General features: G+C 52.6%; 13 protein-coding genes. All 13 read left to right on the top strand.

From position 1 onward, the window contains the following. The 13 genes from ACTNCH_RS07835 to mgsA all read left to right on the top strand — a co-directional run bounded on the left by ACTNCH_RS07835 (position 1) and on the right by mgsA (position 12,729). The gene (locus ACTNCH_RS07835) at positions 1-1,224 is read left to right on the top strand and encodes an NAD(P)/FAD-dependent oxidoreductase (RefSeq protein ID WP_441017624.1); all 1,224 of its coding nucleotides are present in this window, start codon (positions 1-3) and stop codon (positions 1,222-1,224) included. 12 nt (positions 1,225-1,236) lie between these two features. Then, complete coding sequence (locus ACTNCH_RS07830) at positions 1,237-2,856, top strand: NAD(P)/FAD-dependent oxidoreductase (RefSeq protein ID WP_441017622.1); 1,620 nt, start codon at positions 1,237-1,239, stop codon at positions 2,854-2,856. A gap of 85 nt (positions 2,857-2,941) precedes the next feature. Continuing rightward, positions 2,942-3,193, top strand: coding sequence for a DUF4321 domain-containing protein (locus ACTNCH_RS07825; RefSeq protein WP_441017620.1), 252 nt, complete (start codon positions 2,942-2,944; stop codon positions 3,191-3,193). 60 nt (positions 3,194-3,253) lie between these two features. Then, complete coding sequence (gene radC / locus ACTNCH_RS07820; protein ID WP_441017618.1) at positions 3,254-3,955, top strand: RadC family protein; 702 nt, start codon at positions 3,254-3,256, stop codon at positions 3,953-3,955. A gap of 35 nt (positions 3,956-3,990) precedes the next feature. Beyond that, positions 3,991-4,998 carry a rod shape-determining protein gene (locus tag ACTNCH_RS07815; RefSeq protein ID WP_441017616.1) on the top strand — a complete coding sequence of 336 codons (1,008 nt, stop codon included), beginning with the start codon at positions 3,991-3,993 and terminating at the stop codon, positions 4,996-4,998. Between the two features lie 14 nt (positions 4,999-5,012). Next, on the top strand, positions 5,013-5,867 hold the full coding sequence (gene mreC, locus ACTNCH_RS07810) for a rod shape-determining protein MreC (protein WP_441017614.1): 855 nt from the start codon (positions 5,013-5,015) through the stop codon (positions 5,865-5,867). A gap of 17 nt (positions 5,868-5,884) precedes the next feature. Then, the gene (gene mreD, locus ACTNCH_RS07805; RefSeq protein ID WP_441017612.1) at positions 5,885-6,457 is read left to right on the top strand and encodes a rod shape-determining protein MreD; all 573 of its coding nucleotides are present in this window, start codon (positions 5,885-5,887) and stop codon (positions 6,455-6,457) included. 21 nt (positions 6,458-6,478) lie between these two features. Continuing rightward, the gene (locus ACTNCH_RS07800; RefSeq protein ID WP_441017610.1) at positions 6,479-9,373 is read left to right on the top strand and encodes a penicillin-binding transpeptidase domain-containing protein; all 2,895 of its coding nucleotides are present in this window, start codon (positions 6,479-6,481) and stop codon (positions 9,371-9,373) included. A gap of 11 nt (positions 9,374-9,384) precedes the next feature. After that, complete coding sequence (gene minC / locus ACTNCH_RS07795; protein ID WP_441017608.1) at positions 9,385-10,089, top strand: septum site-determining protein MinC; 705 nt, start codon at positions 9,385-9,387, stop codon at positions 10,087-10,089. A gap of 20 nt (positions 10,090-10,109) precedes the next feature. Further along, complete coding sequence (minD, locus tag ACTNCH_RS07790) at positions 10,110-10,895, top strand: septum site-determining protein MinD (protein WP_441017606.1); 786 nt, start codon at positions 10,110-10,112, stop codon at positions 10,893-10,895. Positions 10,896-10,914: 19 nt separating this feature from the next. Continuing rightward, on the top strand, positions 10,915-11,196 hold the full coding sequence (gene minE / locus ACTNCH_RS07785; RefSeq protein WP_441017604.1) for a cell division topological specificity factor MinE: 282 nt from the start codon (positions 10,915-10,917) through the stop codon (positions 11,194-11,196). Between the two features lie 15 nt (positions 11,197-11,211). After that, positions 11,212-12,318, top strand: a complete 1,107-nt coding sequence (locus tag ACTNCH_RS07780; protein WP_441017602.1) for an FtsW/RodA/SpoVE family cell cycle protein — start codon at positions 11,212-11,214, stop codon at positions 12,316-12,318. A gap of 15 nt (positions 12,319-12,333) precedes the next feature. Next, entirely contained in the window at positions 12,334-12,729 is a 396-nt protein-coding gene (gene mgsA, locus ACTNCH_RS07775) for a methylglyoxal synthase (protein ID WP_441017600.1), read from the top strand. The last annotated feature ends 96 nt before the right edge of the window (positions 12,730-12,825 follow it).

Here is a 12,825-nt window from a genome sequence, read left to right as displayed (position 1 = left end):
ATGAAAAAGGTTCTGATTGTGGGAGGCGGAGCCTCCGGGCTGATGGCGGCCATCGGCGCTGCCCGGTGCGGGGCAAAGGTGACACTGCTGGAGAAAAATAGACAGGTGGGAAAGAAAATACTGGTGACCGGAAATGGCCGCTGCAACCTGACCAACCGGGATCAGAGCCTGTCCCATTACCGAAGCACGGACCCCTCCATTGTGGAACAGGTCCTTAGCCGGGTTGGCATGGAAGATACCCTGGAGATTTTAAAAAAAATGGGAATTTTTACCAAGGACAGGAACGGCTATCTCTATCCCTACAGCGATCAGGCGGCCGCAGTGTCGGAGGCACTTCGTCTGGAGGCGGAGCATCTGGGCGTGAAGATGGCCCTGAATACAGAGGCGCGGGCTGTGACCCGGAATCCGGATGGCTTTCTGGTGGAGACGGAAGGGTGGAGCTATCCGGCGGACGCTGTGATTCTCACCTGTGGCTCCAAGGCGGCTCCGGAGACCGGATCCGACGGCGCGGGCTATGGCTTCGCGAAGAAGCTGGGACACTGGGTGATCCAGCCGCTTCCGGCGCTGGTACAGCTTTGCTGCAGGGAAAAGTTCTTTGAAAAGCTGGCGGGAGTCCGCATGGATGCTCAGGTGGAGCTCTATGCGGGCGGAGAATGGCTGGCCTCCGACCGGGGCGAGGTACAGTTTACAAAGAACGGGATCTCCGGCATTCCGGTTTTCCAGGTGAGCCGCTATGCGGTGCGGGCCCTTGCGCAGGGCAGACAGGTCCGCGGACGGCTGAACCTGATGCCGGTCTTTGAAGAGACCGAGTTCCTGGCCTTCTTAAAAGAACGGATAGAGAATAACGCCTATAAAACCGGCGAGCAGTTTCTGACCGGGCTTCTGCCGGCAAAGGTGAGCGCCTGTGTGCTGGAACGAAGCGGTCTGGGAAAAACGAAAAAGAAGGCGGGGGACTGGAACTGGGAAGATATCGAACGGTTAAGCCGGGCGATTCGGTGCTTTGAGACAGAGATTACGGGAAGCGGCGATTTTTCCCAGGCGCAGGTCTGTTCCGGCGGTGTGGACTTGCGGGAACTGAACCCGGAGACCATGGAATCCCGGAAGGTGCCGGGACTCTATCTGGCAGGAGAGCTGCTGGACGTGGACGGCGCCTGCGGCGGTTACAATCTGCAATGGGCCTTCAGCAGCGGCTGGCTGGCGGGAACCAGCGCGGCGGCAGAATAAAGGAGAGAGTATATGATACGAATCAGTCAGATCAAGCTTCCCACAGGACACGACGGGCTGGCGCTTGTCCAGGCGGCTGCCCGGGAGCTGAAGGTATCTTCTGATAAAATAGAGCAGCTGACCATTCAGAAAAAGTCTGTGGACGCCAGGAAGAAACCGATTTCCTACGTGTATACGGTTGATGTGAAGCTAAAAGGTGAGGAGAAGCTGCTGAAGAAGCTTCACAACCGGAATGTGACGGCGGCGGTAAAGAAGGCCTATCATTTTCCGGAGCCGGGCAGGGAAAAGCTGCCGCACCGTCCGGTTATCGTGGGGACGGGACCTGCGGGCCTGTTCTGCGGGCTGATGCTGGCCCGGGCAGGATACCGGCCCATTTTACTGGAGCGGGGAGAGACGGCCAGAAAGCGGAAGGAGACGGTGGATCGGTTCTGGGGCGGCGGCGCCCTGAAGCTTCATTCCAACGTGCAGTTCGGCGAAGGCGGGGCAGGAACCTTCTCAGACGGAAAGCTGAACACCCTGGTCAAGGATCCGGAGGGAAGAGGACGGCTGGTGCTCCAGACCTTTGTACAGGCCGGAGCGCCGGAGGAGATTCTCTACTGGAATAAGCCCCATCTGGGCACCGACGTGCTCATTGGCATGGTGGAGCATATCCGGAAGGAGATCGAAGATCTGGGCGGCCAGGTATATTTTGATACCCAGCTTGTGGATATCGAGATCCGGGACGGACAGGTCTGCGGCGTGTATACAAGAAAAAGCGGGGAGCAGGAGGGCGAGCCCTCTTATCTGGAGACAGAGGTGCTGGTGCTGGCCATCGGTCACAGCGCCCGGGATACCTTTGCCATGCTCCGGGATCGGAAGATTCCTATGGAGCGGAAGGCCTTTGCGGTGGGCGTGCGGATTGAGCATCCCCAGGAGCTGATCAATGTGAGCCAGTATGGGGAGCATTATCCCGATGAGCTTCCCACGGCAGCCTACAAGGTGACCCGGAAGGTCGGCGGGGATCGGGGCGTCTATTCCTTCTGTATGTGTCCCGGCGGCTATGTGGTCAACGCTTCCTCTGAGGAGGGAGGACTGGCGGTGAACGGTATGAGCTATCAGGCCCGGGACGGCCGCAACGCCAATAGCGCCATGATTGTGACTGTGCGCCCGGAGGATTTTGGCGGAGAGGATCTGCTTTCCGGCGTGGAATTCCAGAGAAAGCTGGAGCGGGCGGCCTTCGCGGCAGGCGGCGGTAAGGTGCCGGTCCAGCTTCTGGGAGATTTCTGCCGGGGACAGCTGAGCACCGGTCTTGGCGGGGTGGAACCCTGTATCAAGGGCGCTTGGGAGTTTGGCGATGTGCGGGGAATTTTTCCGGAGTATCTGTCGGCGGCCCTTGAGGAGGGGATTCTGGACTGCGAGCATCTGATTTCTGGTTTTTCCCGGGCAGACGCGGTATTATCCGGCGTGGAAAGCCGGACCTCCTCTCCGGTGCGGATTCTGAGAGGAGATCGGGCGGAAAGTCCGGTGAAGGGACTTTATCCCTGCGGAGAGGGCGCAGGCTATGCGGGAGGTATCACCTCGGCGGCCATGGACGGCGTCCGGACGGCAGAGATGATTGCAGGAAAATACAGTCGAAATCCGGCGACATCTTAAGAGAACTTTAGGATTTTTTTTGTATACAAGAGAAAGCCTTTGTGCTATTATAAAATGTGATAATCACGAAAGACGGAGGGATGTTATGAGATCAAAAAACGGCTGGGTGCTGCTGGTGATGCTGCTTTCCGGCATTGTACTGGGAGGCTTCATCGGAATGCTGACCGCCAATGTATCAGGCCTTAGCTGGCTGAATTACGGGCAGAGCTTCGGACTGGAGAATCCGATTGTACTGGATCTGGGTCTCCTGATTCTGACCTTCGGTCTGACGATACAGATATCCATTGCCAGTATCATCGGCGTGGTGCTTGCGATTATTATCTACCGGAAGCTGTAAAAGGCTCCGAAAGGGTTGTACTGCCGTGATTCGCTGTCTGGAGAGCAGAAAGGAACGGGAATGAATACAACCACAACCATGAAGGAATTATACAGGGAAGAGCGTCCCTATGAAAAATGCCTGCAGGCCGGAGCCGGATCGCTTTCCGATACGGAGCTACTGGCCGTGATTATGCGGACCGGGACCTGCGGGGAAAACGCCTGTCAGCTGGCGGGAAGAGTTTTGAGCCTGCCAGGCTACCAGGGACTTAAAGGGCTGAGCCGGATTCCCATGGAGCGCCTGATGAAGCTTAAGGGCATTGGAAATGTGAAAGCCGTACAGCTAAAATGCGTGGCGGAGCTGGCGGCCCGGATGTCCCGGGCAGAAGCGGCTGAGCGTCTCTGCTTTGACGCGCCGGAGACGGTAGCGGATTATTTCATGGAGGATCTGCGCTACGCGGAGCAGGAACAGCTGCATACGCTGTTTCTGAATACGAAAAACGGGCTTCTGAAGGAAAAACTTTTGTTTCAGGGAACGGTCAATGCTTCCCTGGTTTCACCCAGGGAGATTTTCCTGGAGGCGCTGGAATGTCACGCGGTGCGGCTGGTACTGGTGCATAATCACCCAAGCGGAGACGCTATGCCCAGTCCGGAGGATATCCGGATGACGCACCGGATTTATGAAGCGGGCGAAATGCTGGGAATCCAGCTTTTGGATCATATTATTATAGGTGATCACTGTTATAGCTCCTTTCGGGAGCGGGGAATACTATCAGAGAAATAAGAATCAGTTACAGGGAAAGAAAGAGAGGAAGAAACATGTCTGCACAGAGTTTTGGATGCGACTTTGGTACAAGCAGCATCAAAATTTACAGCAAGGAAAGCGATACCATTTTCAGCGAAAAGAATATGGTGGCCATTGAAGAAAGAAAGGGAATGATTGCATACGGAGACGAGGCCTTTGAGATGCATGAGAAGGCGCCCTCCAATATCGAAGTGCTTTATCCCATGTCTTTCGGAACCGTAGCCAGCATTACCTATATGCAGGAATTCCTGAAGGCATTCCTGGAGACCCACACCAAGGGCAGCTTAAAGGGCGCGGAATTCGTCGTAGCCCTGCCGACGGATGTGCAGGATCGTGTATTCAGCACACTGATTCAGGGTACCGGCCTCAAGTCCAAGAATATCCAGATGATTGACAAGCCGGTAGCGGCAGGCCTGGGTCTCGGCCTTGATGTAACCCAGTCCCAGGGCGTCATGATTGTAGACGTGGGAGCGGATACTACTGAGATTTCCATTCTGTCCCTGGGCGGCACCGTCACCAGTAAGCTGATCAAGAATGGCGGTAATAAAATTGACGAGGCCATTGCCAACGCCATCCGCCGGGAATATGGTTATTTTATCGGCAATAAGACAGCGGAGATCCTGAAAAATGAGCTGGGCTATCAGCCGGGTGACACCACCTCCAGAAGGGAAATCTGCGGACGGAATATGGCCCTCGGACTTCCGGCGCTCCTGGAGATTACCGCGGACTTTGTGGCTAATGCGATTTCCGAGAATCTGAAGTCCGTCGTGGATGCCATCAAGGTGATTCTGGAGAGAACTCCGCCCGAGCTGGGCGTGGATATTATCCGCAACGGTATCTTCCTGACCGGAGGCGTGGCTAACTTAAAGGGACTGGATCAGCTGATCGCGGACGCCACCAATATCAAGGTAAATCTGGTTGACAAGCCGGAGGAGTGCGTGGCAAGAGGACTGGAACGGGTAATCAAAGAGAAGGAATTCCGTAGTCTGACCTTTGTGACCAAAGAGCAGAATTATAATTAATGATCAGGTGAAATATGAAGAAAAAAAATCATTTTTCCGTGCCGCCCAGGTACATATTCGCGGCACTGGCGATTCTTTGTATCGGAATGATGTATGCTTCCTATGCCACAGGCTTTGCGGGCAGAACCCTGGGCCGGATCACCGGCTATGTCTTTGTTCCCTTTGAACGGGGGATCAACAGTGTGGGCGGCTGGGCCAGGGACAAGGGCGACAACCTGCAGGATCTGAAGGACGCCCAGGCGGAAAAGCGGGCTCTGCAGGAGCAGGTGGATGCTTTGACCCTGGAAAACAGCAGACTGACCCAGAACCAGTACCGCCTTCAGGAACTGGAAGATCTTTACAACCTGGATCAGACCTACGAGGAATTTCATAAGGTGGCGGCCAATATTATCGCCAGCGATTCCGGCAACTGGTTTAATACCTTTATCATTGATAAGGGAAGCCGGGACGGCCTGGCAGTGGATATGAATGTCATTGCCGGCAGCGGCCTGGCAGGTATTATCATCAAGGTGGGAGATAACTGGGCCCAGGTCCGTTCTATCATCGATGATATGAGCGAGGTCAGCGCCCAGGTGCTGTCTACCTCGGATCTTTGCTTTGTGAAGGGCGATCTGCAGCTGATGGAGTCGGGGCTGATTCAGCTGACCCAGCTGCGGGATACGGAAGGAAAGGCCAGCATCGGCGATACCATTGTGACCTCCCATGTGAGCGACAAATACCATGAGGGACTTCTGATTGGCTATATCAATGAGCTGAGTCTGGATTCCAACAATCTGACGCGTTCCGGAACCCTGACTCCGGCGGTGGATTTTGAGCATCTGCATTCGGTGCTTGTCATCACTGATCGGAAGCAGACGGTGGAAGAATAGAACGGGAGTGAAAAAGGATGAGACGTAAAGCAATAGAGGCGCTTCTGATTATCGTATGCTTTATCCTGCAGTGCACCGTGTTCCAGGCTCTGGCCCTGGCGGGAATTGTTCCGAATCTGCTTCTGATTGTGACCTCGTCCCTGGGCTTTATGCGGGGCGAAAAGGAGGGAATGGCCGTAGGCTTTTTCTCCGGTCTTCTGATGGATATTTTCTTTGGCCAGCTGTTTGGCTTTTACAGCCTTCTGTATCTGTTCCTGGGTTATGGAAGCGGGCTGTTTCACCGTATGTTCTACGATGAGGATATCAAGCTTCCGATGATCTGGATCGCGCTTTCGGAGCTGGTCTACGGACTGAGCGTTTATTTCTTCCTGTTTCTGATGCGCAGCAAATTCCATTTCGGTTTTTATTTTACCAATATCATTCTTCCGGAGCTGGTGTATACCGTAGTGGTCACGATTCTTTTTTACCGTGTGATACGGTCCCTGAATCACTGGCTGGAGCAGAAGGAAAAAGAAGAGGGAGAAAGCAGGAAAATTTCTCCCGTGATACCTTATAATGATAATGACGGGGCGGGGACAGACGGACAGTAAGACAGAGGAGTAAAAAAATTGTTGGACGAAATCAAAGAAGCCTTAAGCAATTTAATAAAATCCAGGACCTTCGTTCTCGGCGTGGTGTTCGTGGTGCTGTTTGGAATTCTGCTGCAGCGTGTTTTCTACCTGCAGATTGTAAAGGGCGACGATTACCAGGAATCCTTTTCCCTGAAAACCGAACGGGAGGTGTCGGTGGCCAGTACCAGGGGAAACATCTACGATCGGAACGGAGAGCTGCTTGCGTACAGCGAGCTGTCCTATTCGGTAACCATCCAGGATAACGGCACCTATGCCAGCAAAACCAAGAATCCCAAGCTCAACGATACCATCTACCGGCTGATTCAGCTGATTGAGAAGAACGGGGACAGCGTCGTCAGCGATCTGGGAATTGTATACAGCAACGGACATTATGAATATTCCCTGGAAGGAAATTCCCTTCTTCGTTTAAAAGCGGACGTATATGGCAAGAATAAGATCAGCGAGCTGACGCCGAAGCAGGAACTCGCCACAGCGGACGAGCTGATGGCTTATCTGTGCGGAGAGAAGAAATACGATATTCGCAGCTCCTATACGGAGGAGGAACAGGAAAAATATGGAATCAGCACATCCGGTTATACGCCGGAGGAGCAGCTGAAGATAGCGACTATCCGGTTCGGTATTTCCGCCAATAACTACAAGCGGTACGTGGCGACAACCGTGGCCAGCGACGTTTCAGATGAGACGGTGGCGGCCGTTCTGGAGAATCAGAGCGAGCTGCAGGGCGCGGAAATCGAGGAGAGCAGCCGGAGAGTCTATCCGGACAGCGAATACTTCGCGCCGATTATCGGTTATATCGGCAAGGCCTCCCAGGAAGAGCTGGAAAGCCTGCAGGAGAAGAATCCGGATTACGAACTCAATGATATCGTAGGAAAATCCGGTATCGAGCAGTATATGGAGACCGATCTCCAGGGAATCAAGGGCTATGAGCGGATGTATGTGGACAGCGTGGGACGGATTCTGGAGGTATCGGAGCAGAAAGACGCGGTTCCGGGCAATGACGTCTATCTGACCATTGACAAGGAGCTGCAGATGGCCTGCTACAATATTCTGGAGCAGAAGCTGGCAGGTATCCTGATTTCCAAGATTCAGAACACCAAGGAGTATAACCCGGGACCCAATGCCAGCGCGGCCAAGATTATGATCCCGATTTACGATGTATATTACGCGCTGATCAACAATTATATTATCGATACCACCCATTTTAACGCGGAGGACGCCACAGAGCTGGAGCAGAGTATCTACAGCCGGTTCCAGAGCAAGCTTGCAGGCACCGTGGACAGTCTGATTGCGGAGCTGAACAACGCGCAGGCCGCGCCATACCAGAATCTCTCCAAAGAGATGAAAAATTACATGAGCTATATTGTGGCGAATGTGTTGATGGGTGACCATCAGGTGCTGATGAAGGACGCGGTGGATACCTCGGACGCTACCTATATAGCGTGGACCACAGATGAAACCATCAGTCTGCGGGAATATCTGCAGTACGCAATTTCCAAAAACTGGATCGATGTAACGAAGATTTCCGGAGACAATCCTTACCTGGATTCCAGTGAGATCTACCAGTCGGTGCTGGACTATATCCGGGACAGCCTTCTGGAGGACGCGGAGTTTGGTAAGATGCTTTATAAATACATGCTGCTAAGCGACCAGGTGTCCGGAAGGGAAATTTGTCTTTTATTATATGAGCAGAATGTGTTAGAATATGATGAGGATACGGTGTCAAAGCTGAAATCCGGTGCTCTCAGCGCCTACAGCTTTATGCTGGACAAGATCCGGAATCTGGAGATTACCCCGGCGCAGCTTGCGCTGGAGCCCTGCAGCGGCGGTATCGTAATCGTGGATACGAAAACAGGCAAGACACTGGCCTGTGTGACCTATCCCAGCTACGATAACAACCGGCTGACCAATGTGATGGATTCCGATTATTACAATAGCCTGCGGAAGGATTTGTCCTCCCCCTTCGTCAACCGTGTGACCCAGGAAAACCTGGCTCCCGGTTCTACCTTTAAGCCGATTACGGCTATCGCGGGTCTGGAGGAAGGGGCGATTACGCCGTCTACCGTGATTTACGCGTCCGGACAGTTTACGGAGATCACGCCGTCGCCGACCTGCTGGATTTTCAACCAGTACGGCGGCCATCATGGCAATGAGACGGTAACGACGGCGATCCGGGATTCCTGTAACTGCTTTTTCTATGAAGTGGGGTACCGTCTGGCAGGAGGACGTTCTGCCGGCGGCTACAATGTGGATAAGGGCCTTTCAGTTCTGGAAAAATATGCTAGAATGTTTGGCCTGGGCGATAAATCCGGCCTGGAGCTTTCCGAGTATGAGCCGCAGATTTCCGATAAGGACGCGGTGCGTTCCGCCATCGGACAGGGTACCAACAGCTATTCCCTTTCCCATATCGCCCGCTACGTGGCGACTCTGGCCAACCGGGGAAGCTGCTATGACCTGACGCTTCTGGATAAGCTTACAGAGACGGACGGAACGCTGATTCAGGATTACGATCCGGTGCTGCACAATCAGGTAAAGATTTCGGACAGCAGCTGGAACGCGGTGCAGCAGGGTATGCGTCTGGTGGCAGAGAACACCAGCGCCCTGAAGTCTTTAAGCGATCTGGGACTGAATGTGGCCGGAAAGACAGGTACGGCCCAGCAGAGCAAGAGCCATCCGAACCATGCGTTGTTCGTGGGCTTTGCGCCTTATGAGCAGCCGGAGATCGCGATTGCCGTTCGTATTGCGAACGGATATACCTCTGCAAACTGTGCGGAGGTAGCTTCCGATGTGTTTAAGTATTACTTTAACCTTACGGATGAGGAGGAGATCTTAAGCGGAACCGCCAGCGGCTCCAGCGGACAGACTATCGGTGATTAGGAGTGAAAGTGATGTCGAACCAGTCAGTTATCATCAAAAGTAACCGGTACGGGCTGATTGTCATTCTGGACGGACAACCCGACTGGGAGACTATAAAGAAGGAAGTGGCTGAAAAATTCAGCGCTTCTGCCAAATTTTTTGGAAATGCCCAGATGGCCCTGTGCTTTCAGGGAAGAGAGCTCAGTGCTCAGGAGGAGCAGGAGCTTGTGGAGGTGATCAGTCAGAGCTGCCAGATTCAGGTTATGTGCCTGGTAGATGAAAATCAGATCACCGAGCAGAACATGAAGCAGGCAGTGGAGCGGGCAGGTGACGCATCCGGATCCCGGGAGGAGCCGGAGCTCTCCAATCTGCAGGATGGGCGCTTCTATAAAGGAACCTTACGTTCCGGCCAGGTGCTGGAGTCTGAGACCAGCATTATCATTCTGGGTGATGTGAACCCGGGAGCCCGGGTGGTATCCAAGGGAAATGTCATCGTCCTGGGAGCCCTGAAGGGAAATGTCTTTGTGGGAGCGGCAGGAAATGAAGCGGCCTTTGTGGCGGCCCTGTCCATGGATCCCATGCAGATTCGTATCGGAGACGTGATTGCCCGCAGCTCAGACGGAGCGGCAAGGCGGAAAAAGAAGGCGGAGGATACGCCGAAGATAGCCTTTGTGGAAAATGGGAATATTTATATAGAACCCATTACGAAAGATGTATTAAATGATATTAAATTATAAAATCTTTGGAGGAAAAAGGTATGAGTGAAGTAATTGTAATTACATCCGGTAAGGGCGGCGTAGGAAAAACCACCTCCACCGCGAATATTGGAACCGGACTTGCGAAGCTGGGCAAAAGTGTAGTAATGATCGATACCGATATCGGACTGCGTAACCTGGATGTGGTTATGGGACTGGAGAACCGGATTGTATACAATCTGGTAGACGTGGTAGAGGGTAACTGCCGGATGAAACAGGCGCTGATCAAGGACAAGCGGTATTCCAACCTCTGCTTGCTTCCTTCCGCGCAGACCAGAGATAAAACCTCTGTAAATCCGGAGCAGATGAAGAAGCTGATTGAGGAGCTCCGTCCGGAATTTGATTACATACTGCTGGATTGCCCCGCAGGTATCGAGCAGGGCTTCAAGAACGCCATCGCGGCTGCAGACCGGGCGCTTATCGTTACGACGCCGGAGGTTTCCGCTATCCGCGACGCAGACCGTATCATCGGACTTCTGGAGGCCAACGATATCCACAAGATTCATCTGATTGTAAACCGTCTGCGTATGGATATGGTGAAGCGGGGCGACATGATGTCCATCGATGACGTCATCGACATTCTGGCGATCGACCTTATCGGAGCCGTACCGGATGACGAGAGCATCGTAGTAGCCACCAACCAGGGCGAGCCGCTGGCCGGCGATTCCTCTCTGGCAGGAACCGCTTATATGAACATCTGTAAGCGTATCATGGGCGAGGATGTGCCGCTTTTGAATCTGGATGTGAACAACGGATTTTTCGCGAAGCTGTCCAAGCTGTTCAAATAAGTAAAGGGGGAGAAGGAAAATGGCATTGATGGATTTTTTCCGGAAAAAGAGTTCGGGGGATGTGGCGAAGGACAGACTGAAGCTCCTGCTGATCTCTGACCGGGCAAACTGTTCCCCTGAAGTGATGGAACTGATCAAAAATGATATTATCAAGGTTATCTCAAAATACATGGAGATTGACTGCGAAAATCTGGATATCCAGATTACACAGACCGAGTCCGAAGGCCAGAACGGCCGCGTGCCGGCCCTGTGTGCCAATATCCCGATTAAGGATCTGAAACACAAGGATCAGCAGAGATAACGACAAAGGAGTTATATGTTAAAACAGTATCGATTGAGGGATTACAGATTCAGACTTGTGTGTTATGTATATGCGATTACTATTTTAGGAATCCTGGTTATTGGCAGCGCGGAAAAGTCCGTTCAGAATCAGCAGATAGTAGGACTTTTTCTGGGAACCATAGCCATGATCGTAGTCTCATTGATTGATTACAACTGGGTTTTGAAGTTTTACTGGCTGCTTTATGGGTTTAATGTGCTCCTGCTGCTTCTGGTGAAGACGCCTTTGGGTGACGACGCCAACGGAGCGGTCCGGTGGCTGAAGATCGGAGGCTTCCGCTTTCAGCCCTCGGAGCTGTCCAAGCTGCTTCTGATTTTGTTTTTCGCGAAAATGCTGGAGAAGTACCGGGATAGCCTGAATACCTGGAAGATTCTGGGAATGATGGCGGCATTTTTCGCAGTTCCGGCAGCGTTGATTAAGAGCCAGCCGGATTTGTCCACCACCATCTCTATCTGTATGACCTTTGGTATCCTGCTTTTTGTCTCGGGCTTAAGCTATAAGCTTATCGGCGGGGCGCTGGCAGTGGGGATTCCCGCGGTGGTGATTTTCATCAGCCTGATTATGCAGCCGAATCAGAAGATCCTGGATCATTACGCCTGGCTGCGTATTATGGCTTGGCTGAATCCGACCAAGTACGCGGACAATGCGTACCAGCAGCAGAATTCCATTATGGCCATAGGATCCGGACAGCTGGTGGGAAAGGGTCTGAACAATAACCTGGTTTCCTCGGTAAAGAACGGCAGCTTTATCGCCGAGCCCCAGACAGATTTCATCTTTGCGGTGGCGGGAGAGGAGCTTGGTTTTATCGGTTGCGCAACAATTATTTTACTATTGGCGTTAATTGTGATAGAATGTATCTGGATTGGTAAAAGATCAAGGGAATTTTCGGGCACACTGATCTGCTGCGGCGTAGCAGGCTACATCGGATTTCAGAGCTTTATCAACATCTGCGTTGCGACAGGAATATTTCCCAATACGGGAATTCCGCTGCCCTTTGTGAGCTATGGACTGACGTCTCTTCTGACGCTTTTCATGGCGATCGGCTTTGTGTTGAATGTCGGCTTACAGCCGAAAAAATACTAACTTGGGGGTACTCCTATGAATATTGGATTAATCGCACACGATGCAAAGAAAAAACTGATGCAGAATTTCTGCATTGCCTACAGGGGAATTCTCTGTAAGCATGAGCTTTACGCTACCGGTACCACAGGCAGGCTGATTGTCGAGGTGACCAATCTGAACGTACACCGTTATCTGGCGGGCCATCTGGGAGGAGAGCAGCAGATTGCGGCCCAGATCGAGCATAACCAGATGGATCTGGTGATTTTTCTGCGGGATCCTTTGAATCCCAAGCAGCATGAGCCGGACGTGAATAACGTGGTGAAGCTCTGCGATATGTACAACATTCCGCTGGCTACCAATCTGGCTACGGCGGAGCTTCTGATCAAGGCTCTGGATCGTGGAGATATGGAATGGAGAGAGTTGTATAATTAGTTAGAAAAAAAGTAAATAATAGTTGTGTTTTTAGGGCAGATCGACTATACTGGTATTATATAAAAAAGGACGGAAAGCCTTTTTAAAGAAAAATGG

The sequence above is a fragment of the Candidatus Merdisoma sp. HCP28S3_D10 genome (assembly GCF_052065835.1).
Lineage (GTDB): Bacteria > Bacillota > Clostridia > Lachnospirales > Lachnospiraceae > Laedolimicola.
This window is presented reverse-complemented; position numbering and strand designations above follow the sequence as displayed.